This window comes from Curtobacterium sp. MCPF17_001 (assembly GCF_003234615.1).
GTDB lineage: Bacteria > Actinomycetota > Actinomycetes > Actinomycetales > Microbacteriaceae > Curtobacterium.
Genome location: NZ_QKSL01000013.1, coordinates 41,748 through 65,321 on the forward strand (window position 1 = coordinate 41,748; position 23,574 = coordinate 65,321).

At 68.8% G+C, this 23,574-nt stretch carries 21 protein-coding genes and 1 tRNA gene; 13 read left to right on the top strand and 9 right to left on the bottom strand.

What is annotated here, in order from left to right:
* Positions 1-100 precede the first annotated feature (100 nt).
* From DEJ24_RS12495 to DEJ24_RS12515, 5 genes are all read left to right on the top strand, one after another.
* Positions 101-1,237, top strand: a complete 1,137-nt coding sequence (locus tag DEJ24_RS12495; RefSeq protein ID WP_111078939.1) for a prephenate dehydrogenase — start codon at positions 101-103, stop codon at positions 1,235-1,237.
* 164 nt (positions 1,238-1,401) lie between these two features.
* Entirely contained in the window at positions 1,402-2,097 is a 696-nt protein-coding gene (gene cmk / locus DEJ24_RS12500; protein WP_111078940.1) for a (d)CMP kinase, read from the top strand.
* A 72-nt stretch (positions 2,098-2,169) separates the two neighbouring features.
* Positions 2,170-3,690 (top strand): ribosome biogenesis GTPase Der, encoded by a 1,521-nt coding sequence (der, locus tag DEJ24_RS12505; RefSeq protein WP_111045071.1) that lies wholly within the window; start codon positions 2,170-2,172, stop codon positions 3,688-3,690.
* A gap of 57 nt (positions 3,691-3,747) precedes the next feature.
* Complete coding sequence (locus DEJ24_RS12510) at positions 3,748-4,377, top strand: hypothetical protein (protein ID WP_111078890.1); 630 nt, start codon at positions 3,748-3,750, stop codon at positions 4,375-4,377.
* A 136-nt stretch (positions 4,378-4,513) separates the two neighbouring features.
* Positions 4,514-5,044, top strand: coding sequence for a hypothetical protein (locus DEJ24_RS12515; RefSeq protein ID WP_110904745.1), 531 nt, complete (start codon positions 4,514-4,516; stop codon positions 5,042-5,044).
* Here the strand turns inward: DEJ24_RS12515 and DEJ24_RS12520 are convergent.
* A complete protein-coding gene (locus DEJ24_RS12520; protein WP_258374808.1) occupies positions 5,007-5,885 on the bottom strand; it encodes a helix-turn-helix domain-containing protein in 879 nt (292 codons plus the stop codon). The genes DEJ24_RS12515 and DEJ24_RS12520 overlap by 38 nt on opposite strands.
* 104 nt (positions 5,886-5,989) lie before the next feature.
* Between DEJ24_RS12520 and DEJ24_RS12525 the strand changes: the two genes are divergently transcribed.
* Positions 5,990-6,865: an oxidoreductase gene (locus DEJ24_RS12525; RefSeq protein ID WP_111078941.1), complete on the top strand. Its 876-nt coding sequence runs from the start codon at positions 5,990-5,992 to the stop codon at positions 6,863-6,865.
* A gap of 90 nt (positions 6,866-6,955) precedes the next feature.
* Here the strand turns inward: DEJ24_RS12525 and DEJ24_RS12530 are convergent, their stop codons facing one another.
* Both DEJ24_RS12530 and DEJ24_RS12535 read right to left on the bottom strand, forming a co-directional pair.
* Positions 6,956-9,109, bottom strand: a complete 2,154-nt coding sequence (locus DEJ24_RS12530; protein WP_258374809.1) for an ATP-dependent DNA helicase RecQ — start codon at positions 9,107-9,109, stop codon at positions 6,956-6,958.
* Between the two features lie 128 nt (positions 9,110-9,237).
* Entirely contained in the window at positions 9,238-10,713 is a 1,476-nt protein-coding gene (locus tag DEJ24_RS12535) for a hypothetical protein (RefSeq protein ID WP_111078891.1), read from the bottom strand.
* Between the two features lie 70 nt (positions 10,714-10,783).
* Between DEJ24_RS12535 and DEJ24_RS12540 the strand changes: the two genes are divergently transcribed.
* The 3 genes from DEJ24_RS12540 to DEJ24_RS12550 all read left to right on the top strand — a co-directional run bounded on the left by DEJ24_RS12540 (position 10,784) and on the right by DEJ24_RS12550 (position 12,432).
* Entirely contained in the window at positions 10,784-11,620 is an 837-nt protein-coding gene (locus tag DEJ24_RS12540) for an endonuclease/exonuclease/phosphatase family protein (RefSeq protein WP_111078892.1), read from the top strand.
* Positions 11,617-12,219 carry a hypothetical protein gene (locus DEJ24_RS12545; protein ID WP_110904740.1) on the top strand — a complete coding sequence of 201 codons (603 nt, stop codon included), beginning with the start codon at positions 11,617-11,619 and terminating at the stop codon, positions 12,217-12,219. The genes DEJ24_RS12540 and DEJ24_RS12545 overlap by 4 nt, the downstream gene beginning before the upstream one ends.
* A 139-nt stretch (positions 12,220-12,358) precedes the next feature.
* Positions 12,359-12,432 (top strand) — tRNA-Pro (locus tag DEJ24_RS12550).
* Positions 12,433-12,799: 367 nt separating this feature from the next.
* Here DEJ24_RS12550 and DEJ24_RS12555 read toward each other — a convergent pair.
* From DEJ24_RS12555 to DEJ24_RS12565, 3 genes are all read right to left on the bottom strand, one after another.
* The gene (locus tag DEJ24_RS12555; protein WP_111078893.1) at positions 12,800-14,899 is read right to left on the bottom strand and encodes a hypothetical protein; all 2,100 of its coding nucleotides are present in this window, start codon (positions 14,897-14,899) and stop codon (positions 12,800-12,802) included.
* Positions 14,896-15,807 (bottom strand): site-specific integrase, encoded by a 912-nt coding sequence (locus tag DEJ24_RS12560; RefSeq protein ID WP_181432962.1) that lies wholly within the window; start codon positions 15,805-15,807, stop codon positions 14,896-14,898. The genes DEJ24_RS12555 and DEJ24_RS12560 overlap by 4 nt, the downstream gene beginning before the upstream one ends.
* Before the next feature lie 137 nt (positions 15,808-15,944).
* Positions 15,945-16,703 (bottom strand): hypothetical protein, encoded by a 759-nt coding sequence (locus DEJ24_RS12565; protein WP_111078895.1) that lies wholly within the window; start codon positions 16,701-16,703, stop codon positions 15,945-15,947.
* Between the two features lie 1,824 nt (positions 16,704-18,527).
* Between DEJ24_RS12565 and DEJ24_RS16620 the strand changes: the two genes are divergently transcribed.
* Positions 18,528-18,710: a hypothetical protein gene (locus tag DEJ24_RS16620; RefSeq protein WP_146234129.1), complete on the top strand. Its 183-nt coding sequence runs from the start codon at positions 18,528-18,530 to the stop codon at positions 18,708-18,710.
* Here the strand turns inward: DEJ24_RS16620 and DEJ24_RS12580 are convergent.
* Entirely contained in the window at positions 18,683-19,156 is a 474-nt protein-coding gene (locus DEJ24_RS12580; protein ID WP_111078898.1) for a VOC family protein, read from the bottom strand. The genes DEJ24_RS16620 and DEJ24_RS12580 overlap by 28 nt on opposite strands.
* Before the next feature lie 269 nt (positions 19,157-19,425).
* Here DEJ24_RS12580 and DEJ24_RS17415 point away from each other — a divergent pair, with 269 nt between their 5' ends.
* Complete coding sequence (locus tag DEJ24_RS17415) at positions 19,426-19,734, top strand: NUDIX domain-containing protein (protein ID WP_181432960.1); 309 nt, start codon at positions 19,426-19,428, stop codon at positions 19,732-19,734.
* Between the two features lie 397 nt (positions 19,735-20,131).
* A complete protein-coding gene (locus DEJ24_RS12590; RefSeq protein ID WP_146242627.1) occupies positions 20,132-20,404 on the top strand; it encodes a hypothetical protein in 273 nt (90 codons plus the stop codon).
* Positions 20,405-20,686: 282 nt separating this feature from the next.
* Here the strand turns inward: DEJ24_RS12590 and DEJ24_RS12595 are convergent, their stop codons facing one another.
* Both DEJ24_RS12595 and DEJ24_RS12600 read right to left on the bottom strand, forming a co-directional pair.
* Positions 20,687-21,424 (bottom strand): DeoR/GlpR family DNA-binding transcription regulator, encoded by a 738-nt coding sequence (locus DEJ24_RS12595; protein ID WP_181432959.1) that lies wholly within the window; start codon positions 21,422-21,424, stop codon positions 20,687-20,689.
* Positions 21,411-22,328, bottom strand: a complete 918-nt coding sequence (locus DEJ24_RS12600; protein WP_111078902.1) for a ribokinase — start codon at positions 22,326-22,328, stop codon at positions 21,411-21,413. Before DEJ24_RS12600 ends, DEJ24_RS12595 begins: the two co-directional genes overlap by 14 nt.
* A gap of 187 nt (positions 22,329-22,515) precedes the next feature.
* Between DEJ24_RS12600 and DEJ24_RS12605 the strand changes: the two genes are divergently transcribed.
* On the top strand, positions 22,516-23,475 hold the full coding sequence (locus tag DEJ24_RS12605) for a sugar phosphate isomerase/epimerase (RefSeq protein WP_181432958.1): 960 nt from the start codon (positions 22,516-22,518) through the stop codon (positions 23,473-23,475).
* Positions 23,476-23,574: the final 99 nt, after the last annotated feature.

Here is a 23,574-nt window from a genome sequence, read left to right on the forward strand (position 1 = left end):
CCGACCGCGACACGGACGGCGCCGGGACCGGTGGGGACTTCTCCACAGGCCCGGTGCCGTCCTGCTGCCCGGCACCCGCGCTCGATAGGCTTGCCCAGTGATCGACGCCAGCACGACCGCGACCGACAGCCGCCTGTCGCGCGCCGAGACCGACCGCCGCGTCCGCGGGCCGGTGCGGATCGTCGGGGCCGGACTGCTCGGCGCCTCCATCGGACTGGCGCTGCGCGACAAGGGCGTGGACGTCGTCCTCGACGACGTCTCCCCGGCCGCGCTGGCGCTCGCCGTCGACTACGGCGCCGGACGACTCCCGGCAGCGGATGACGACCCCGAACTCATCGTGGTCGCCGTGCCGCCGGACGTCACCGCGACCGTCGTGGAACGCGAACTCCGCGCGCACCCGGACGCCGTCGTCACCGACGTCGCGAGCGTCAAGTCCGGGCCGCTCGACCGACTCCGCGCCGCCGGAGCGGACGTCTCGCGGTACATCGGCTCGCACCCGATGGCGGGCCGCGAACGCAGCGGTCCGACCGCCGCCCGCGCCGACCTGTTCATCGGTCGTCCCTGGGTCATCGCCGGACACGACGACATCAGCCACCAGCGCGCCGCCGTGGTCGAGCACCTGGCACTCGACCTCGGCGCGACCGTCGTCCCGATGGACCCCGAGTCGCACGACCGGGCCGTCGCCGTGGTGTCGCACGCGCCCCAGCTGGTCGCGACGCTGATGGCCTCGCGCCTGCGGGACGCCCCCGGCGAAGCGCTCGGTCTGGCGGGCGGCGGCGTCCGAGACGTCACGCGCATCGCCGCGAGCGACCCCGGGCTGTGGGTGCAGATCATCGGAGCCAACGCCGAGCACATCCGGCCGGTGCTCGCCGACCTCCGCGACGAACTCGACCGGGTGCTCACCGCACTCGCCGACCCCGCCGCAGCCGGGTCGCCTCGGGCGATCGCCGAGACCATGGCCTCGGGCAACCGCGGGGTCGAACGGCTGCCCGGCAAGCACGGGTCCACCGCACGGTTCGCCCAGGTCGTCGTCCTCATCGACGACCGACCCGGGCAGTTCGCCGAACTCCTCACCACCATCGGGGAACTCGGCATCAACCTCGAGGACCTGCGCCTCGAGCACTCGCCCCGGGCGCAGATCGGCATCGTCGAGGTGTCGGTCGTCCCGGAGCACGAACAGCGACTCGTCGAGGAACTCGAGGGTCGCGGATGGAGGATCGCAGCAGCATGGGCCTGAACGACAACGACACCACGCTCGAGTCCGGCGTCACCGGCGGCCCGGACGCCCCCGACTCCGGACTGCCGAGCCCGAAGGACCAGCCCGGGCCCCTCGGCGGCGGCGACGTCACCGGCGGTCCTGACGGGCAGGGTGCGGGCGAGCTCGGTTCGACCCGCGACCCGATGCCCGCCGGCCTGCCCGCCGGAGCGTTCGTGGCGAAGTTCGTCATCGCCGTGGACGGCCCTGCCGGCAGCGGCAAGTCCAGCGTCTCCCGCGCGGCGGCCCGTGCGCTCGGCTTCGGCTACCAGGACACCGGCGCCGCCTACCGCGCGCTCGCCTGGCACGCGCTGCAGCAGGGCGTCGACCTGGACGACCCGGTCGCGGTGGTCGCGGCCTTCGACTCCTTCGACTACGCGATCGGCACCGACCCCGACGAGTACTTCGTCCGCGTCGGCGGTGTCGACGTCACCGATGCCATCCGGACGCCGGAGGTCACCGCGGCCGTGGCGCACATCGCGAAGCTGCCGGAGGTCCGCGCGAAGCTCGTGTCGCTCTTCCGCAAGGTGATGCGGATGGCCGACGGACAGGGCATCATCACCGAAGGACGCGACATCACGACAGTGGTCGCTCCGGACGCCGAAGTCCGGATCCTGTTGACCGCCGACGAATCCGTTAGGATGGCACGTCGGTCGGCAGAGGTCACGACGCAGTCGGCCGAAGAGACCTCGGCCGCCCTGGCCCGTCGGGACGCTGCCGACGCGAAGGTCGTCGACTTCATGAACGCCGCCGACGGTGTCACCACCCTCGACTCCACCGACCTCGACTTCGACCAGACCGTGCAGGCGGTGGTCGACCTGGCCCGCTCGGCCACGAACTGACGACAACCCGGCCACACGGCCGCATCTGAACCACGAACACGCGGCCCACCGGCCGCCGGCAAGGAAACCACCATGGCGCAGCTGGACGACCGAAGCGACGACGACTTCCCCGAGTACGACGACTCGCTCGGAGAGCGGCTCGCCGGCATCGACGACGCCGAAGCGGACCAGCGTGCAAGCGCGCTCCGCGCCGGCCTCGAGGACTACGACCTGGACGACGAGGACCTGGCACTCCTCGAAGCCGGCAAGCTCGGCGTCGACGGCGTCGCGTACCTGCCGGCGCTGCCGGTGCTCGCGATCGTCGGCCGTCCGAACGTCGGCAAGTCGCAGCTCGTGAACCGCATCCTCGGCCGCCGCGAAGCCGTCGTGCAGGACACCCCCGGTGTCACCCGCGACCGCGTCAGCTACAAGGCCGAGTGGAACGACAAGCGCTTCACCATCGTCGACACCGGCGGGTGGGAGCCCGACGCGAAGGGCATCAACGCATCGGTCGCCGCCCAGGCCGAGGTCGCGATCGACCTCGCCGACGCGGTCCTGTTCGTCGTCGACGTCACGGTCGGCATCACCGCCACCGACGAGCACGTCGTCAAGATGCTCCGCGGCACCGACCGCCCGGTCATCGTCGCCGCGAACAAGTCCGACGACGAGCGTCGTGACCTCGAGGCCTACGCACTCTGGAACCTGGGTCTCGGCGAGCCGCACCCCGTCTCGGCACTGCACGGCCGTGGCGTCGCGGACCTCCTCGACCTCATCATCACGACGCTGCCCGACGTGTCCGCGGTCGCCAAGCAGGAGATCGGCGGCCCGCGTCGCGTCGCCATCCTCGGCCGTCCGAACGTCGGCAAGAGCTCGCTGCTCAACAAGGCCGCCGGTGAAGAGCGCGTCGTCGTCAACGAGCTCGCGGGCACGACCCGTGACCCGGTGGACGAGCAGATCGAGCTCGGTGGCAAGACCTGGCGCTTCGTCGACACCGCCGGCATCCGGAAGCGCGTCCACCTGCAGCAGGGCGCCGACTTCTACGCATCGCTCCGCACCACCGCCGCGCTCGAGAAGGCCGAGGTCGCGGTCGTCGTCCTCGACGTGACCGAGCCGGTGTCCGTGCAGGACCTCCGCATCATCGACCTGGTCCTCGAGTCCGGTCGTGCCCTGGTCCTGGCGTACAACAAGTGGGACCTGCTGGACGACGAGCGCCGCCGCTACCTGGAGCGCGAGATCGAGCAGGACCTGGCGCACGTCGCCTGGGCCCCGCGCGTGAACATCTCCGCCCGCACCGGCCGTCACCTCGAGAAGCTCGTGCCGGCCCTCGAAACCGCGCTCGAGTCGTGGGACACCCGTATCCCGACGGGCAAGGTCAACGCCTTCGTCGCCGAACTGGTCCAGGAGCACCCGCACCCGGTCCGCGGCGGCAAGCAGCCCCGCATCCTGTTCGCCACGCAGGCGTCGAGCCAGCCGCCGACGTTCGTGCTGTTCACCTCGGCGTTCCTCGACCCGCAGTACCGCCGGTTCATCACCCGCCGTCTGCGCGAGGTCTGGGGCTTCGACGGCACGCCGATCGTCGTCAACATGCGAGTGCGCGAGCGCCGGAAGCGCTGAGCCGCCATGTCCGTGCCACGAGGGGAGCGATCGACGTCTCGACGTCGATGGCCTCTCGTGGCCGGGCTGGTGCTGCTCGTCGTGGTCGCCGCCGGCGCGGTCGTGCAGTGGTCGGCTGCGGACGGTGGGACGACGTCGGCGTCGGTTCCTGACCCGTCCCCGAGTGCGGACGACGCCGGGATCTCGATCGGCCACGGGTTCATCCCGGACGAGCCGACCACGGACGCCACCGGCGACGCTCCGATGATCGATGCCGCGACCGGGCTCCCCGTCGACGACGCGCAGGCGTCCGGTCCGTGGTGGCGACGGGCACTGCCGATCGCCGGCGACCTCGTCCCCATCCGTGGCGAGGTCCGCGGGAACGTCCGCCTCGAGGTCGTCGGCGAACAAGTCGTCCAGATCACCCTGACCGGCGTGCGGGTGACGGCAGGGTCCGGTACGACCGGGTCGCACGTCGGCGCGGTGCGGGTCCAGCTGTCCTCGGGCGACGTCCTGGGGAGCGAACGGGCGCAGTGGACCGGCGACGACGTCCCCGCCGACTTCGGCTCGTTCACACCGGACGGCGAACACCCCGTACTGGTCATCGTCGACCCGCAGGACCTGCCGCCGGTGGTGCACTCCGTCCTGTTGGTCGATGCCGACACCGGGGACCTGCTCGGCGGCGCCGAGTTGCTCCCCGTCTTCTGACCGAGACAGCGCGGCGGGGGAGGGCGTGCCTCCCGGCAGACTGCACTCCGGTAGACCGCACTCCGGCAGACCGGACTCTCAGCCGCGTCGGCGGCCCGAGGCAGCAGGGAGCCGTCGAGTACGGCACGATGGGACGGTGACGCAGCGACCATCCGGCCTGGCAGCGACCGCTGACCGGGCGTGGAGCCGGCTCCGCCTGGACCGCCTGGCCGGCGGTCGGCAGGGCGGCTACGTCATCCGCGAGGACATGCTCGCCCACCCGGACACGGTCCGCTCGTTCCGGTGGATCCGGTGGCTGCTCGTCGCCGAGACGGTCGTCGGGCTGACCGCGATCGTCGTCGCCGTGCTGCTGACCCGTGCCGGGGAGGTCGTCCCGTGGGCGGTGTGGTTCCGAGCGACGGTCGTGCTGCTCATCACCCTGACGCTCTACGTGTTCGCGTGGCGCGCACAGCTCGGCTACTACTGGGCGTACCAGCGACTACGGCTCTTCAGCCGGGTCTTCCCGATCGTGACGCTGGTGATCGCGGCGATCCCGGGCCTCTACCCGTTCTGGATGGTCATCGAGCAGATCCTGTTCTCGGTGCTCATGGTCGGGATCGGCGACGTCCTGACGAGCGACCACATGCGACTCACGTTCCCGAAGCCGGTACGTCGGACTGTTCGGTAGCGGAGTGCGCTGCCGCCGTCCGTGTCGCGGCGAGCGAACCGAGCAGCGCGAGCCCCCGTGCCGACGGTGAGCCCGGCTCCGCGTGGTGCACGACGAGCAGCTGCCCGTCGGTGCCGCCGACGGCCAACTTCTCGCGGCGGAGTTCCAGGTCGCCGACCTCCGGATGCCACATCCGCACCGCGCCGCCACCGAGGGGCCGCACGTCGTGGCGGGCCCAGAGTTGCCGGAACTCCTCGCTGCCGAGGGACAGCTCGCCGACCAGCTGGACGACGTCCGGGTCGTCGACGTCCGGTCCGATCGACGTCCGGAACGCGGCGACCATCCCCGCCCGCTGCTGTGGCCACTCCGGGTACCGTTCGACCTCGTCGTGGTCGAGGAACATGGTCCGCAGTCGGTTCTCGCCTGCTCGGAGGCCCGGGGCGAGTTCGGTCGCCAGGCTGTTCGCGGCGAGGACGTCGAACGCCCGGTTCTCGACGAAGGCCGGTAGCCCGATCACGTCGAGGAGCTGGCGGGTGCCGGCCGGCACCACCTGGCGGTGGGGGCGGGAGCGTCTGGCGGGAGTGGTCGGGCGGATGCCGGCCAGGCCGAGCAGGTACTCGGTGGCGGTCGTGTCGAGCCCCAGGACCCGGGCGAGCGCCTCCAGGACCTGCGGTGACGGGTTGCGGTCCCGCCCCTGCTCCAGGCGCAGGTAGTAGTCGGCGCTGATCCCGGCAAGCATCGCGACCTCCTCCCGGCGGAGGCCCGGGGTGCGTCGGACGCCCGTCACGCGGATGCCGACGTCCGCCGGCTGCACCAGCTCGCGGCGGGCGCGCAGGTGGTCGCCGAGGGGGTTGTCGCTCACGGTGCCGATCGTAGGCGCAGTGCCGGGGTCCGGTCCTGGTCCCCGTGGTCCCAGGATCGTCGGGGATCTGGGCAGGACGGGTGACGGGGAGCATCGTGGAGGCCATGACCACGACATCGCTCCCCGGCGGCACGTTCCGCCTCGCCGACGACCTCGAACTCACCCGCGTCGGGTACGGCGCCATGCAGCTCGCCGGACCGCACGTGTTCGGTCCTCCGGCCGACCGCGACGAGGCCGTCCGGGTGCTCCGGACCGTCGTCGAGCTCGGCATCACGCACATCGACACCGCTGAGTTCTACGGCCCGCACGTCACGAACGAACTCATCCGCGAAGCGCTCTCGCCCTACGGGGACGACGTACACATCGTGACGAAGGTCGGATCGGTGCGGGACGCCGAGGGCAACTGGGTGCCGACCCGGCAGCCCGACGACCTGGTGGCGCAGGTGCACGAGAACCTCCGCACCCTCGGTCTCGAGCAGCTCGAGGTCGTGAACATCCGGATGGGCGGCTTCGACGCTCCGGAACCGGGCTCGATCGCCCCGCAGGTCGAGGCACTCGCGCGCCTGCAGGAGGACGGGCTCGTCCGCCACATCGGCCTGTCGACCGTCAGCGCCGAGCAGCTCGCGGAGGCGCAGAGCTACGCATCGATCGTCTGCGTGCAGAACATGTACAACGTGGCGCGCCGCGAAGACGACGCGCTCGTCGACCTCACCGCGTCGCAGGGCATCGCCTACGTGCCGTACTTCCCGCTCGGTGGGTTCTCGCCGCTGCAGTCCGGGGCACTCGACCGGGTCGCGGAGCGCCTGGAGGTCTCGCGCCTGACCGTCGCGCTGTCGTGGTTGCTCCAGCGGTCGCCGAACATGCTGCTGATCCCGGGGACGTCGTCGGTCGACCACCTGCGGGACAACGTGGCGTCCGCGGGCTTCGCGCTGCCGGACGACGCCGTCGCCGAACTCGACGCGATCGGTTCGGCCGGGTAGTCCGACCGGGGTCGGCCCGGCCTCGGTCCCGCCGGCCCGGTCACGCCGGCTCGGTGCCGCGCGGCCGAGCGGGCTGGGCCGGGCGAACTGTCAGGCCACGGTGGCGAGCGCGAACGGCAGCACGGCCGATGCCCCGGCCCGTCGGAGTTCCCGCCCGGCGACCGTCATCGTCCACCGGCTGTCGACCAGGTCGTCGACGAGCAGGACCGGCCCCTCGTGCGCCTGCAGCGCCGCCGCGAGCTCCGGTCCGACGACGAACGTGTCCCACACGCCGGACAACCGGTAGGCGCTGTTCGTCGCACCGTCACCACGCGGCACCCCGCCCTCCCGGTCGAGGGTGCCGAGGTGCTGCAGCCGACCGATCGAGGACAGCGCCTGGGCGAGCGAGGCGACGAGTTGCGGGCGGGAGCGCGAGGACATCGCGACAACACCGGTCGGTCGGGTCTCCCACGGCCAGTCCTTGAGCGCACGGACACAGCCGTCGACGAGTTCGCGGGACACCGGTGCGTCCGGGGTCCCGTTCGCGAACAGGGCTCGCAGCGGACCACCCCATCCGAGGTCGGTGAGCCGGGCGACGGCCCGACCCGGAGCGACGAGTTCGCCGACCGGGATCTTGCCCTTGACCGCGACGCCCAGCGACGACATGCCCGAGGGCCACTGTGCACGGGGGGCGATCTCGACGCCGACCTGGTCGAGGGCGTTCGCGGCACCCGTGCGGTCCGCGTCCGAGACGTCCGTCGGGTACCAGGCGCCGGCGCAGTTGTCGCACCGGCCACAGGGTTCCGCGGTGGGGTCGTCGAGGTCCTGCTGGAGCAGCTGCATCCGGCACGCGCTCGTGGACTCGTAGATGAGCATCGACGCGGCCTCGGCGGCACGGGCGGCGGCGACCCGCTCGTAGCGGGCGGCGTCGTACTCCCACGGCCGACCGGTGGCGACCCAGCCGCCGCCGACCCGACGGACGGCGCCGTCGACGTCGAGCACCTTGAGGAGCAGTTCCAGCGTCGATCGCTTGATGTCGACGAGCCCTTCGAGGGCCACGGTCGACATAGCGGTGTCGACGGAGAGCGCGCCGAGCACCGCCGAGGCCCGGGACTCGGTCGGCATCGAGGCGCTGGCGAAGTACTGCCAGATCTCCTGGTCCTCACGCCCGGGCAGCAGCAGGACGTCGGCGTTGTCGGTGGCGCGGCCGGCACGACCGATCTGCTGGTAGTACGCCACGGGGGAGGACGGCGCCCCGATGTGCACGACGAAGCCCAGGTCGGGCTTGTCGAACCCCATGCCGAGCGCGCTGGTGGCGACCAGGGCCTTGAGCTGGTTGTCCTTCAGCTGCCCTTCGAGCTGCTCGCGTTCGTCGTTGTCGGTCCGGCCGGTGTAGGCGCGGACGGCGTACCCGGATTCCCGGAGGAGCCGGGCGATGTCCTCGGCCGCCGAGACGGTGAGCGTGTAGATGATGCCGCTGCCGGGCAGGTCGCCGAGGTGGGCGAGCAGCCAGCCGAGGCGAGCACGGGCGTCCGGCAGGGTGAGCACACCGAGCCGCAGCGAAGCGCGGGCGAGCGACCCGCGGATGGTGAACACAGGGTCGTCGGGTCCGGCGGTCAGCTGTTCGGCGACGTCCTCCACCACGCGCTCGTTCGCGGTAGCCGTCGTCGCGAGGACCGGCACGCCGTGCGGCAGGGACCGGATGAGTTCGGCGAGGCGGCGGTAGTCCGGCCGGAAGTCGTGACCCCAGTCGGAGATGCAGTGCGCTTCGTCGACGACGAGCATGCCCATCCGCCCGATGAGCGCGGGCAGCTGTTCGTCACGGAACTTCGGGTTGTTCAGCCGCTCCGGGGAGACCAGCAGCACGTCGACTTCGTCACGGGCGAGGGCCGCCTGGGTCTCGGTCCACTCGTGCGCGTTCGCGGAGTTGATCGAGACCGCTCGGACCCCGGCCCGGGCCGCTGCGGCGACCTGGTCACGCATCAGGGCGAGCAGCGGCGACACGAGGACGGTCGGCCCACCGCCCCGACGCCGGAGCAGCAGCGTGGCGAGGAAGTAGACCGCGGACTTGCCCCACCCGGTGCGCTGCACGACGAGCGCTCGCTGCCGGTGCTCGACCAGCGCGGAGATCGCCTCGAGCTGCCCCGGGTGGAAGACCGCATCGACCCGGCCGGTCAGCGCCTGCAGGGCCTCCTGCGCCTCGGCCACGATGTCAGCAGACGGCACCGCAGCAGGCGGGACGGGGGAGGCAGCGGGTGAACTCATGCCCCCATGCTGTCAGGACCGACCGACGAACCCGGCCCCTCCCTCGCAGGCTCGGTCGGCGCGCCCCGCGCAACGCTTCGCGTCGCCGCCGAGCGGGGCGCGCCAGGCTGTGGAGAACCTGCGACCGTTCACTGGTAGGTGACCAGTGACGGCGTCGGTTGCACCTCGGACATGGTCTGCTCCGGCGTCAGCATCGGGGTGTCCTCGTCGAAGAAGTTCTTCCAACCCCAGTGCAGTCCGTCCGGGCCACCGTCGTGCAGCGCCTTCCACGTCGCCTGCTTGTCCGGCTGCGACCCCTGGCCGTCGACGTGCACGAGCAGGTCGAGTTCCGGGTGCGACGTGAGTGAACCGCGGTCCGTCACCATCGAGGACCGGAACTGGTGCAGGACGAGCGCCTTCGGCGGCAGCCCCTCACGACGGACGAGGCCGGCGAGCCACTCCGACACGCCGTTCACCTCCCGCGCGCTGACCGTACCGATCTGCCGGAGCGGGACCTGGTCCGGGCCGAGCCGCCACTCCGGGTCGAGCGCCAGCCACACGTCCGGCCGCGACAGCAGCGACTCGTACCGCTCCGCCTGCGCCAGGAAGTCGCTGCGCCCGGGCTGCAGGTCGATGATGGTCGGCATGCCCGCCCGGTGCGCGGCATCGACGTACGGCTCCAGGGCCGACACCGGCAGCTCGCGTGAGTAGTCGCCGTCGTCCCCTGCCTCACCCGCCGCCACCGTGGCGATCACCTCGAACGCGGGCGTCACGGGCACGTCGGACAGCCCGCGGTACTGCTCCGCCAGCTTCCGGGCCCGCGCGACACTCGCGGCCGGGTCCTGCTCGCCGAGGACGCCGAGCACCGGCGCCCCGGGCGCGCCGTAGAGAGCCGTGTACCGGTGGCCGTCGAACGGACGCTGCCCACCCCCGCCGATCCGGTACCCGGTCTGCGCGGCCCGGACCACCCACTCCGGATGGCCGAGGTCCGCGAACGACGCCCCGAGCAACAGCGTCGGCCGCCCCTGCGCACCGTGCAGCGCGCTGACGACCGCCCCCGACGCAGCCGGGTCCGACACGCCCGAGGGCATCTCCACCACCTGAGCGTCGGCAGCGCGGGCCGTCGCCACCGCGGCAGCGTCGTCCGACCGGTCCGCGACGAGCACCGTCTGCCGGGAGGCCCGGCCCGCCTCCGCCTGCCGGCCCACCTCCGGCACGTCCCGCTCCTCGATCTGCGTGTCGAGGGTCGCGTCGCCGAACGCCCGGTACCAGGACGCCCCGAGACGCTCGAGTTCGTCGGTCACGGCAGTGGTCGCCTTCTTCGATCCGGCGTCGACGAGCAGGGCCGGAACGTGCGCGCGGACCGCGGCGCTCGCCGCGTCGCGGACGGCATCGGCGTCTCCGGCGGGCGCGACGACAGCACCCGGCGCGGATCGGAAGAGGGCACGACTCGTCCGGACCGAACGGTCCGCGGCGGACCGTTCCGCCACCACGGTCACGGTGTCCGACGACGCTCGGGCGAGCGCCGGACGCGGGGTCGGAGCCGCACCCGAACAGGCCGTCACCCCGAGCACCAGACCGGTCACAGCGAGCGCGAGCAGGGCACGGACGGGTCGAGAACGCATCGGCCCACCCTAGGAGGCGAGCCGACGTCTCCCTGAGAAGGGCATCCGTGCCGTCTCGTAGAAGGGGAGCATGCACCGACAGGCCGACGACCGACCGATCATCGGGCCGGTGGCCGCTCCCGACCTGCACTGCATGACCCTCAACCTGCGCCGCAGCGTGCCCCGACCCACCGGCCACCCGGACTCGTGGGAACACCGCCGCGACGCCGTGGTGGCACTCGTCGCCTCCGAGGAGCCCACCGTGCTCGCCGTCCAGGAGGCCCTGCGCCCCCAGGCCGTCGACCTCGCCACCGGCATCGGGTCGCGCTGGGAAGCGGTCCTGCTCGGCCGTGACCGTTTCGGCGACGGGGAGGCCGTCGGGCTCCTGGTCGACACCGAGCGCTGCACCGTCGTCGAGCGCCGGTCGTGGGCGATGTCCCGCACACCCTTGCGCCCCGGCTCCCGCTCGTGGGCGACCGCCTTCCGCCGGCACGCGGTCGGCGCCGTCCTCGACGACCACGCGACCGGACGACGGTTCCTGGCACTGGCCACGCACCTCGACGTCGCATCGCCATGGGCCCGACTCCGCTCGGCGCAACTGCTCGGCCGGATCGTCGCCCAGTCCGGCCTGCCCGCCGTCGTGATGGCCGACTGCAACGCGCCGGCCGGGTCGGCACCGTGGCGAGCACTGGCGGAGGCGGGCATCACGGACACCTGGAGGCGAGCCTCCCGCCTGGAGACGGCGGAACTCGGCACGTACGCCGCCTACCGGGAGCCGCGCGCCGACAAGCCGCGCATCGACGGCGTGTTCGCCACCGCGGACGCCGTCGTGTCCCGCGCCGCGATCTCGACACGGCGGCCCGGGGGAGTGTGGCCGTCCGACCACCTCGCCGTGCACGCCGTGCTGTCCTTCCAGGCGACCGCGTGATCGACACCTTCGGGCCGACGTTCCTCCGACGGCCGCACGGCGCCGTCTGGGCCGCGGACGTCCTGCGCATCGTCACCCTGGTGAGCGTGCCCGTCGCCGCCGTCGGCTGGGGAGCGGTCGCGTTCGCCGTGACGACCCTCGCACTCCTCGGCACCGTCGTTCCGCGCATGCTCGGCCTGCGACCGACGTTCGACGCGGCCGTCGTGCTGCTCTGCCTGGTCGCCGCCTGGAGCAGCGTGCTCGACTGGTACACGACCGTGTTCCTCTGGGACAAGCTCGTCCACGTCATCCTGGTCGGGCTGCTCGCGGCGTTGCTCGTCGTGATCGCCTCGGACGCTGGCGTCGTCGTCTCGGCCCCGCGCGCCGGCGTGCTGCTGTCCGCCCTCGTGGCGCTCGCTGCCGGGATGGCGATCGGCTCGGTGTGGGAGATCGGCGAGTGGCTCGGGCACAACCTCGTCGACGACACGATCTTCGTCGGGTACGACGACACCATCGGCGACCTGGCGGCGGACGGACTCGGGGCGTTGCTCGCCGGGTTCGCGCTGCCCTGGCTGTCGCGGGAGCGGCGGGTCGTCCAGCCGATGCACCTGCGGGGGTGACGCGCGCGGGTCCGTCGTCGTGGCGCGGTGGGGCTCCCGCTTCCGCTATGCTTGACGGGCTGCTCCACGCTCGGTCGGGTGTGGGGTGGGGCCCGCAGTCTCCCTCGTGGAGGCGGGGTCTGGGTCCTTCTGGGACTCGCGGGCTGTGGCGCAGCTTGGTAGCGCACTTGACTGGGGGTCAAGGGGTCGCAGGTTCAAATCCTGTCAGCCCGACCGAAGGGCCGTCGTAGTTAGTGTGTTAAGAACTCGACGGCAAAAAGAAGGCCCTTCCCGAATGTCTCCGGGAAGGGCCTTCTTCTTGCGCGGCAGCGGATCGATCCGGCTGGCGCAACACGATCATTGCGTCGTTGAGAACGTTCTGCGCCCGTCCAGCTCGTCGTCAGCCGTTTCCGGGCGCGCCGGAGCACCCCGAAAAGACGGGATCAGCGCGAGCCGGGGTACTCAGGGCCGGCAGCGCTGCGGCAGATGTCGCAACCGGAGCGCAGTAGGGGTCGGACAGACCGCTTGGAGGTTTGGGGTTCGGTGGAAGCGCGGCTGAGGGTGCTGAAGTCGCGGACCGTGGCGACGCGTTCGTTCGGGATCAGGTTCGAAGCGGCGTGCGCGACGTTGCCCTGAGCTCAGCTTTTCGCCGAGCACCTTCAGCTTTCTTCTCCCTGCGTCTGGCGAGTTCGACTTCGTCAGGAGCTCCACCGGGAAGGGTCGCGGTGTAGGGGTTGGCGTACTTGCGGTCTCGGGCACGCTGAACGGGTGGCGCCTGCGGGTTCTCTCGCCGGGACTCTTCTGCTTCTGCCTCGAGGAAGTCGGCGATGCGTCTCATGTTGAACGCGACCACCATGATCACGAGGAAGACGTACGCAGCAGCGAAGCCGCGGACCCTGCGACGGTCGTGGTCGTCGAGGTTGCCGTGGTGCGTGCCCTTCAAGCTGCCGTTCAGCGATTCAATCGAATTGCGGGCGTGACTGTGGAAGTCGTGCCATTCCGGTGACCGGTAGGCGAGCCCCTGGAACGCCGGGGGCATGTCCTCAGGGGTGAACTGGACGGAGTGCTGCTTGCAGATGTCGTCCATCAGCGCCCGGTCGGGCAGGTTGGGGTCGTCGTCCTCGATCTCCCACCGGTCTTTGCTGTTCGAGGCTGTCTTGAGCATCTCGCGGAGCGGGCAGATGACGGTCGGACTCTTGCCTGCGGCCGGGCACATCATGTTCACGTTTCCGCGAGCATCCGGCTTCGCTTTCGGGCGCAGTTCGAAGTACCGACGGTTGCCGCGTCGCTTGTGGTACGTCACGTCATCGATACGTCCCTGCATGCGATCCTTCGTGGCGTCGATGATCGACTTTGGAGTAGCCGGGCACATTGCCTTGCCCTCGACGAAGATGGCGCCGCGATGTCCGTCGCCCCACTTGCCTAGACGATCAATCCTGTAATCAGTGCTGGGCAGCCAGCCTCGTGCCGTCGCCGGGATCTGCAGGCGCGACGGGATGGCGTTCGCCCAGTACTCCTTGTCAGCGGCAGCGAGACCGGGCCGGTGGCCATTGTCCGCAATACGGATGAGCAGGTCCGCTGCGGTTTCTGCAACGCCCACGTTCGGCATGCTGAGCGCAGTCGCGAGGATCAACTTCGGGTGTCGCCCGAGGCCGATCCCATCGTCAACGCGCATGGCGATCGATGCCTGCCAACCGACCTTGGTCGTGGGTCTTCCGCTTCCGTACGCCGGAGCGGTGCCGGGCGCGCCATCCTGACGGTCCTCGGTCTCTCGGACGTAGTAGCCCGACCAGGAGTCGACAATTCCGGCTTTCGGCCGACCGGCGGCTTCGAGCGCACGCTGCTCCTGGATCTTCGCCGGAAGCCGTGACGCGGTGACGGTGCGGCTGAGCGGAGACGACATGAATGTCTGGTCAAAGGAGACGTTGACCTTCTCACGTGCGGATGCTCGACGGAGCCGTCGAGGCTGCATGTGGAAGGTCATGTTGACGAGCAAGTCCGCGAAGTCGCCCAGACGCTCGTACATCTTCTTCTCACGCTCGAGGTGGTGAGCTTCGTGCTCGGCGCGCTCTTGGGCGTGCTCCGAGTACGGACGGTTCTCGTAGCGGCTGTACGGGTAGGGGTCCATCAGACCGAGCATGCGCTGGAACGCGTTGCGGCAGTTCTGTTCCCAGTTCCGCTTGCTCTGCAGGCTCGGCTTGCTGTTCGGGTCGGGAAGCCCGAGGAGTTCCCGCGCGTCGTCGTCGATCTGGTTCTTGAAAAAGGAGCCGAGTTGGCGCATCCACAGGGGACGGTTGTCCAGCGCGAGCATGCACAGCCCGGTCAGCAGGGCAAGTCGATTGATGGTGGCCGGTCGACCACCTGCTCCGGGTCGACGTTCCTCCGAGTCGAAACCGTCGAGCAGGAGGTCCGCGCGGGAGGCGAGCAGGCGGCCGCGCATGCGCTTGACGTCGTTGAACGAGTACCGGCGGGCGGCTGCGACGGAGTCCTCGACCTCGTCCTGCTGGATGTCGAGACCACGCGCGTCCAGCATCTTGCCGAGCATCTCGAACGCGTCCGCGTAGAGCTCGTCGGACGGATCGGCCGAGGCGAGTGTCTGCTTCCGGTCAGCGAGCATGCGGGCGGAGGGTGCACCGGTTTCGTTGTCCGGGGTCGAGCGTTCTAGGAGGTCACCGACCGGGGGAGTGCCGTTCGTGATCATCGCGTCACCTCGCGGCCGCCGACGATGGCCTGCAGATGATCGGTGAGCGCGCTCGGCGCGGCGAAGGCGAAGTAGTCGTTAAGTGACGAGACGTTCGCCAGCCCGGCGAGGGCAGCGATGTAGGTGGGCGGAACGCCATTGTCGATCAGACCGACGATCCAGCCAGAGCGCAGCCGCAGGGGGCTCAGGCGTACCTCGGCGGGATGGTCTGAAACGAACGACTGGATCATTCGCGGCGGGTACTCGTCGAGGCGGTACCCGTGGAAGAGGTATTCCTCGGAGTGATCGCATGCAAGTTCGAGAGCGGATGCCCACTGTCGACGGGCGGGAACCCGACGAGCGCGTTCACCGGAGACGTTCACCCACCAGATGCCGTCGATCAATTCGACATCGGACCGCCGGCAAGATGCGATCTCCGCTGCCGTCAGGCCACAACCTGCGCCGAGCGCGAGAAGAGCCCAGGCGTTGCGAGCCTGCAGCTCACTGTTCATGCTGCCCGCCCAGGAAACGAGCTTCCCGAGTTCTGCGTTCGTGTACGGCTTCGAGCGGGTGCTCGGCGGCGGGGCAAGCCGCATCACCTGACGACCGGTGAGCCGTTCGGTGAGCGTCCCGAGGAACCGGGCGATGTCGAAGCGGGACACGTAGCGTATGTGGAGCGTGTCGGTGTTGAGGTAGCGGATGATCACGGAGGGACGAAGGAGAGCGTCGGCGGTCAGGTCGCCGCCGACGTTCGTGTAGACGGACGACACGAAGCCGTTCAGCATCGTCATCGCGCGCCGCGCGTCAGAGATCGACCGCGGCTCTGACGCACGAGCAAGGGCGATGACGTCGTTGCGGATCACTTCGTACACGTGCCTGTTGACCTGTGGTTGAAATTTCTGGATTCGTTGGTCGATGCGGTCGGCCATCGGGGGCTCCATCTGCTCCCGCGGCTGGGGTTCTCGCGGGCTGAGCCGAGCCCCTGACGGGCGGTTCGTGTTCTTGATCACGAGCGCCCTATACCGCGAGCCCCAACCCACCTGTGAGCTGAGGGGCTTTGCCCAGGTCAGGGACTGCTTCGGTACCGATCTAGCGCGGCGAACCGGGTGAGGCCAGCCTCACGCAAGAGGTCTGTGGTCGGTTGGCCCGCGCGGATCCTCCCCGCCAGCCAGGTGGCGCGCATCCGCACAACACGAATGTCCTCGGCGGTTCGATGTCGTTGCACGAAATCGGTGATCTGACCGACGTCCACGGAGTTGCGGCGACGCCTGAAGGCCCACTCGTCCCTGCCCGCCGCTACGACGCGATCAGCAAGCGGAGCGCGCCAGAGGCCATCGACGCTGACGGTGCGCTGGCGCCCTGAAGGAACGGTGACCAACGAGCCGTCAGGGCTGATGTCGCGCACGCGGAGGTTGAGTACCTCTCGAGCAGCGAGACCGCACCCGAGCCCCAATGCGAGGAGCACCCGCGCATCTGTCTGACGCGCGGGCGTGTTCTGTGAAGTTGACCAGGACCACAAGCGAGCGATGTCGGCGGTCGAGTACGGCGTCGTCGGCGCCGATCTGCCGATGGGCCGGAGGTCACGCTGAGAAGCCGTCCCCACGACGTTCGCGACCCGGAGAAGACGTCCTCGGAAGGTGTTGCGGCTTCCTCGCGCGTAGTCGGGCATCCCTGTGGCAACGAACTGTTCGATCACGGCTTGCCGGAAGACCTGACCAGGCTCGAGGTCGAGCCCCCGGTCCTGCCAGCACCAGAGAACGAACGGGGTGACCACTGGGTAGAGCAAACGCGGGTCGAGGTCGAGATGGTCGGCTGCGTCTTCCACGAGCGGTGTGAGGAAGGGCCCTACCGTGTCCCACCAAGGCAGTGCGAGCAGCGGCGTGTACGTCGCGGATGTGCGTTCTGGGTAGGACACAGGAGTCGGCCTTTCAGACGGTGGACGTCAGAACCGTAGTGATCCGCCCGTCCAAAGTCGTCCTGTTCTTGGCTCCAAGTGGGTCTGGATCAGCGCGCCTACCGGATCGAGCACCCGTCCGCGCATAGCGCTTTCGAGGCCGACCCGCGGGCTCGGAAAGGACCGCCGTGTCGACCCCGAACCCCCGATTTGTTCGCCTGCGCGACCGATGGGCAGCGATCGCGACCATGCCGGCCAACCAGCTCACCCCCGATCAGCGCCGCAGCCTCGACTACTACCTCGCAGACGTCGGTGAGGACCCGATACCCACGGCCTCCGTCCAGCGATGGGTGACGACGGTGCACGACCTCGACGCCTTCACGGCGGCGACTGGCCGGCTACCGTCCGCGAGCGCTGCTCGTCCACGCCCGCGAACCGAAGAGCAGCGCCTCGTCGACCGACTCGCCTACCAGCGCCGACCGTCGACGCGTGCGGGCATGACCGAGTACCAGCGGGCGCGACTCGAAATCCTGCCGGGGTTCACATGGGACCCGAGGGACGCAGTGTGGAAGTCCTGGTTGGATGCCCACCAACTCTTCTGGGAAACGGAACAGCGTCCTCCTCGTCGACGCTCATCCGACCCGATCGAGGCATCCATTGCACGTTGGGTCGCCCATCAGCGCAGTCGCGAGGGCCGGGGGCCTCCCAGCAAGCCGACTTCGAGAACTGCGTCAGGTCAGGTACCGCATCCTGTAGCACCATCGGTGCAGGTCGTTGGAAGCTTCAGTCCGTCTCCTATGAGCGGATGGGAAGTCTTCCTCCCGGTGCCCGGTGCCCGGTGCCCGGTGCCTGGTGCCTGGTGCCTGGTGCCTGGTGCCTGGTGCCTGGTGCCCGGTGCCCGGTGCTGTCGATTGAAAAGGCGCGATCATCATGCTCGGGGTGGTGGCAGTCTTCCTCGTGGACCGTCTACGGCCAGCGCAGCTCGCCAAGTGACTCCTCGGCGTCGATGCGCCTCAATTCGGTGTGCCGGTAGACGATCCGCTATTGGGCGGACCGCTGTGACCGCAGATCGCGCAGCTGCTTGCCCGCCGCGTTCTCATTCCATCTGGTGCGCTCGTGGCCGATGATCTGCTCATGGTCGCCGACGTGATCGACTTCCCGCTCACATCGCCACCGGTCGAAGGTGCTTACGCACTGCTTGATCATCAAGCAGCACCATAAGGCGCTGGAGGCGTCCCGCAGCACGATCGGCTAACGGTCACCCGATCGAACGATGCGACGTCTTCCGAGACTCGTAAACGGCAGGAGGAGCACTGGTCCCGCTCCCAGACCCATGCCCGTGAGAGCAACAGCTGTCATCGCCCAGTCACTCTCGGCGACGACTGCGCTACGGTCCGACGGTCCGACGAGCGTGCAGTCGGTGCCAAGCGGCCAGTACGACGGGGTGACACTGATCCCGACCTCCTCCTCGAACTCAGCACCCACAACAGCAGGGTCCGTCAGGCACCCAACTCCATCATCACCGCCGATAAGACGTCCCTGCGCTGCAACAACAGCACCCGCTAGCAGCACAACACCCACGACGACCGCTGTCGCGGCCAAGAACGAGAAGCGCCCCAGCTCATCAGCGGTGGTCGATTGCTTCGCGGGCTCATGGCCACCCAGTCAAGCCCATGGAACGGCCCGTTGGCCGATCGTCTTTCGGACGCAGGCCGTAACTCGAAGCCCGTCGTCGGGCGCCGGTATCTTCGTCTCATGACTCGACCGAACGCCGTATGGCTCGTGTTCCTGCTGCTTGGACTCGTGTTCGGCGCAGCCGCAGTCGTTCTCTTCACGACCGGCTCGGTCAACGTGTTCGCTTGGGTCACGCTCGCCTGCGCCGTCGTCATCCTCGCGAGCGCCGCGGTCGGCTATCGACGTTCTCGGCTCCGTCCTTGATCGCAAAGCGATCGGGACGCGGTGCGCGGTGCGACGAAGATGCAGAAGGGGTGCCCGGAAGGGTCAGCGAAGACAATGAGGGGTTCGTCGACATCGGCGGATCGATCATTCAAAACTGCCGCTCCGAGGCGTAGGGCGCGAGCCCGTTGCTGTTCGAGGGCTGCTGTCGAGTCCACGGTGAGGTCGAGGTGGAGCATCTGCGGGGGTGAGCCTGTCGGCCACTGTGGTCGTGGCAGGTCAGGAGCGAGTTGGAAGGCCAGGCGGCGAGTTCCGTCGTCGGCGGTCAGCACCAACCACTCGGGCTGCTCCGACTCGTCGGCGTCGGGTGCGTCACCATCGCGGTACCGGAGACCCAGGAGCGACCGGTAGAACTCGGCCAGCTCGCGCGGTGCAGGCGTGTCGATGACCGTCTGCAAGAGGTGTGGGACGTCGTCGGAGGAAGGCATGGCCCTGTCTACCGTCCGAACCGTTATCGGCTATCGAGACCGCCCTAGCGCCGTCGAAACGGCGACAAGATGTTTGGTCGAATCGAGTGACACGCGCGCCGTCGCCGAGACTCGCGAGCGGAGTTGGCGACAAGTAGTGAGTCCGTCGACTCAGTTTCGTGTGACTAGGCGGGTGAAAATGTCTGGAAGTTCTTCAGATTCTCAGTTCCGGCCTCAGTTTGTCTCGTATCGGCGTTGACCGCCAGCGTGACTGCTTATCGGAAGTCGTCGTGCACGACGAGCAGGTGCTCGTGATCCGACGGCTCAAGGACGGCCGGAGCTACTGCGTGCTCCCCGGAGGCGGCGTCGAAGAAAGCGAGAACCTACGTGAGGCCTCCCGCCGCGAATTCCGAAGCGACCGGGCTCGACGGCGACGCGGGCGAGCTGCTCGACGTCTCCGTAGGCAGCGATGTGCCTGCGGCGTACTTCGCGGTGCGGCTGACCTGCACAGATGTGTCACTCGGAGGACCGGAGCTACACCGAGCATAGGACTCCGACGAGTACGCCCCCAGCTGGGGCGCCGCGACCTCGCTCGATGATGAATACCTAGCGGGTTGGACGTCGTTTTTGGCGTCGGAGCGAAGATGACGGCAGTTGGCATCGTCGGACTCACCCGTCAGGACCTTTTCGATGACGTGCTACAGAGCCCTGCTTGAGATTTGCCTGCGGATCTGGTCATCTCCAAGGTGTATCCCAAGCTGCCAATCACGACGTACGTGCCTGTCTTCAAGTATCTCGTCGAGGCTGGTCTATGGACGGCTGGCTCATGGCAAGGAGGCTCTGCACTAGAGAAGGCCGCCAAGAGGCGGGCAGAGAGATATGCGGAGCTGTTCGCGAAGCTCGAGGAGCCGGGCGTTCTGTTGTCGGTGGCTGGTCGGCCACCGCAGCTCACTTGGGCCTGCTGAACAGACAGGGCCCCTTTTGCGTCGGATCACGATGAACGTCGATGGAACCGCATACCCGCTGGCGCAAGGCCAGGACCTGCACACGCTTGAAACGGCCGTTGTGGAAGCCGACCGCGCTCGCGCGGTCCTCGTAAAAGTCACCCTGTACGGCAACCGGTCGCTGGACGTGGTCGTCACCCCCGGTGTGCCGATCACGTTCGAGGTTGACGACGTCCCCGACGAGGACCGAGACGACGGCGACCTCTCCAGCCCCTTCAACGTTCCCGACTTCGACTCATTCGACGATCACTCGATCGAGGTGTGAGAGTTAGCCTCCACCCCGGCTGCTCGACGAGATGGCGACCTCAACTACGAGCTGACCCCACCACCCGCCGCGGGTGGTGGGGTGGGTGATCAACCCCTCGCCCCGCCCCGGGCGACCCCACGCACGGAACGAATCGGCGCTTTGGGATCGTCCCTGTTGCCGCCAGCGCCAGCAGCAGAGGGCCGTCAGTGCCACCTAGCGAATGGGTGACTGAGGGCGCTGCCGTTGGTCCCGTTCGTGGTCAGTCGAGTGCAGACGTCTCACGTGATGAGACCTTCCGTGTCAGGTGGCGATGACTGCGGCGCCTGCTGCGGACAGTACGTCTCCCTGTTTGTCGGTAATGACGGTGCAGTCGGCGAGGGGGAACGCGTGGCAGAGCGAGATGTGGTCGAACTTGCTGCTGTCGGCGAGGACGTACGTGTGCCGGCTATGTGCGTGCACGACTCGCTTCTTCGTCGCTTCGCGGATGTCGAAGGTGGTGACACCGGCATCCGCGTCGATGCCGGTCACGCCGATGAAGGCCTTGTCGAAGTAGAGGTCGTTGAGTTCACGGTCTGTGATGGGGCCGGCGACGGAACCGATGTCGGGCAGGAGGTCACCGCCGAGGACTGTCACCGTCACGGTCGGCGCGATGGGGAGCGCGAGTGCGTGCGTGTTCGACGTGATGACGTGCACGGTGATGCCGTGCAGCGCACGCATGACCTCTGTCGCTGTCGTCCCTGAGTCGAGGTAGATCGTGTCCCCGTCGCTGATGAGGGCGGCGGCCGCTTCTGCGATCGAACGCTTCTCGTCGGGGTTGATCAACGACTTCGCGGCAACGGGCACTTCGGTTGCTGCGTCTTCGAGCCGGATCGCCCCTCCACGGAGGCTGACGATGCGTCCGGTTTCCTCGAGCGCTTTGATGTCGCGTCGTACTGTCGATGGTGATGCGCCGGTGGCGTCGATCAACGCATCGATGGTGACCGGTTCTCCGGATGATGCTTGGTCGAGGATGAGCTGGTGTCGCTCAAAGGACTTCACGGCTGAGCACCTCGTGGGTAGGCATGCTGGACTGTGCTCCGAGACCTTCGACGGTGATCGACGCGACACGTGATGCGTCTGCCGCCGCGGCGAAGGGGTCGGCACCGCCGACGAGCGCGTGGGCGAAGGCTCCAATGAAGGAGTCTCCAGCGCCAGTGGAGTCGACGGCGTGGGTCGGGATCGCTTCAATGAAGACGACGTCCTCGCCGGTCGCAACATAGCAGCCTCGGCTTCCGAGGGTGAGGACGACGCTGGAGCAGTAGTCGCGCAGCCGGTCGACAGCTTCGCGCATGGCCCGGTCGTCGTGGACGTCGCCGAGGTCACGGCCGATGTAGGCGGCAGCCTCGTCTTCGTTGACGACGAACCATGCGCACTGACGGCTCACGCGGGTCGGCACCGGGCGAGCCGGTGCTGCGTTGTAGATCACGGGGGTACCTGCGGCCACTGCGAGTTGCACGGCACGCTCGTTCGCCTCCGCGGGGATCTCGTTCTGGATCACCGCAGCACCAGCGCCGGCGAACAGCTCCCGGTTCTCCTCGACCCACGCCGCGTCGACAGCACCGTTGGCACCCTCGAAGATCGTCGCGTAGACATCGCCTTCGCCGGTGACGTGAACGATGCCGAGTCCGTTGCCGAGATCGGTCGGACGCATGTGGCACTCGACGCCCTGACTCCGCAGGTTGTCGAGGCTGATCTGCCCGAGCTGATCACCACCGGTCGAGCCGATGAATCGCACCTGCGAGCCCAGGCGAGCAGCCTGCACCGCCTGGTTCGCTCCCTTGCCGCCGAAGGCTCCACGGAGATCCGATGCGACGTACGTCTCGCCCCGGCGTGGAAGCCGGTCCTGCGTGACGATGTAGTCGTAGTTCACGCTGCCGATGACCAGAACGTGACCGCTCGCCATGGGGACCTCCACCTCGTCGTGTCGCTGGTCGAAGCCAGCCGGTTCGTGCCATCCGCTGCGCTCAGCGCCGAGGACGGCCCGTCGAGCATACGACGCCGCTGACCACTGTTGTCAACCGAACCGCGTCCGCAATGACGCAGAACGGAAAAAGTTGACCACGGTTGTCATCCCTGTTACGTTCGCCGCCATGAAGTTCGCTACTCGTCTCAACTCATTCGTCAGCGGCGGCGACGTGTCCGCCGCCCTCCGCCGCGTCGCCGCGACCGACGCCATCGACTACGTCGACCTCAACTACCCCGAGCACTTCGAGAACCTCGACCCTGCCGCCATGAAAGCGCTGCTCGATGAACTCGGGCTTACCCTCAACGGGACCGCGACCCGGTTCCGGAAGCAGTTCGTCGCGGGCGAGTTCAGCAACCCGGACGAAACGATCCGTCGGGCTGCGATCGACCTCGCGAAGGAAGCCATCGACGCGTCTGCCACCTGCGGCAGCGACCTGCTCACCGTCTGGCTCGGCTTCGACGGCTATGACTTCACGTTCCAGAAGGACTACGCCAAGGACCTGCAGCGCATCGTCGAGGCGTTCCAGGAACTCGCCGACTACCGCCCCGACTTTCGCATCAGCATCGAGTACAAGCCCTACGAAGAGCGCGTGCACTCGATGATCAACAGCTTCGGCCAGACCCTCGACATCATCAAGCGGATCGACCGACCCAACCTCGGCGCGACGCTCGACTTCGCGCACATGCTCATGGCCGGCGACCAGCCCGGCTTCGGTGCCTCGCTCCTGCTCGAGGACGGCAAGCTGTTCGGCATCCACCTCAACGACGGCAACAACGCCCACGACGACGGCCTGCTGATCGGCTCGATCCACCCGTTCGAGACGATGGAGATGATCTACTTCCTCCTCCGCTACGAGTGGGATGGCGTCATCTACTTCGACACCTTCCCGATCCGGGAGGACGCGCAGGACGAGGCGGAGACCAACCGCGCCACCGTCGAGCTGTTCTTCGAGAAGGTGAAGGCCGTCGGCGTCGACCGCATCACGGACGTGATCCGGTCGCAGGACGGCATCGCCGCGCAGCAGCTCCGGAACGAGCTCCTCGGCATCGGCGCTGCCAAGTACGCCGCCGAACTGACGCGCTGAACACCCGGGCCGACCGGTGGCGGACTTCAGCCGGTCGGCCCGTCGCACGCCGAAGGCGTGCACCTGAACACACTTTCCCAATGACGTGAATTGAAAGGT

What these genes read in the sequence shown, in the direction of transcription:
- DEJ24_RS12530 (WP_258374809.1), bottom strand. Translation starts at nt 9,109, where the DNA reads ATGAGTTCACCCGCTGCCTCCCCCGTCCCGCCTGCTGCGGTGCCGTCT.
- cmk (WP_111078940.1), top strand. Translation starts at nt 1,402, where the DNA reads ATGCCCGCCGGCCTGCCCGCCGGAGCGTTCGTGGCGAAGTTCGTCATC.
- DEJ24_RS12600 (WP_111078902.1), bottom strand. Translation starts at nt 22,328, where the DNA reads ATGGCGAGCGGTCACGTTCTGGTCATCGGCAGCGTGAACTACGACTAC.
- DEJ24_RS12590 (WP_146242627.1), top strand. Translation starts at nt 20,132, where the DNA reads ATGAACGTCGATGGAACCGCATACCCGCTGGCGCAAGGCCAGGACCTG.
- DEJ24_RS12560 (WP_181432962.1), bottom strand. Translation starts at nt 15,807, where the DNA reads ATGGCCGACCGCATCGACCAACGAATCCAGAAATTTCAACCACAGGTC.
- DEJ24_RS12525 (WP_111078941.1), top strand. Translation starts at nt 5,990, where the DNA reads ATGACCACGACATCGCTCCCCGGCGGCACGTTCCGCCTCGCCGACGAC.
- DEJ24_RS16620 (WP_146234129.1), top strand. Translation starts at nt 18,528, where the DNA reads ATGACTCGACCGAACGCCGTATGGCTCGTGTTCCTGCTGCTTGGACTC.
- DEJ24_RS12535 (WP_111078891.1), bottom strand. Translation starts at nt 10,713, where the DNA reads ATGCGTTCTCGACCCGTCCGTGCCCTGCTCGCGCTCGCTGTGACCGGT.
- DEJ24_RS12580 (WP_111078898.1), bottom strand. Translation starts at nt 19,156, where the DNA reads ATGCCTTCCTCCGACGACGTCCCACACCTCTTGCAGACGGTCATCGAC.
- DEJ24_RS12540 (WP_111078892.1), top strand. Translation starts at nt 10,784, where the DNA reads ATGCACCGACAGGCCGACGACCGACCGATCATCGGGCCGGTGGCCGCT.
- DEJ24_RS12555 (WP_111078893.1), bottom strand. Translation starts at nt 14,899, where the DNA reads ATGATCACGAACGGCACTCCCCCGGTCGGTGACCTCCTAGAACGCTCG.
- der (WP_111045071.1), top strand. Translation starts at nt 2,170, where the DNA reads ATGGCGCAGCTGGACGACCGAAGCGACGACGACTTCCCCGAGTACGAC.
- DEJ24_RS12605 (WP_181432958.1), top strand. Translation starts at nt 22,516, where the DNA reads ATGAAGTTCGCTACTCGTCTCAACTCATTCGTCAGCGGCGGCGACGTG.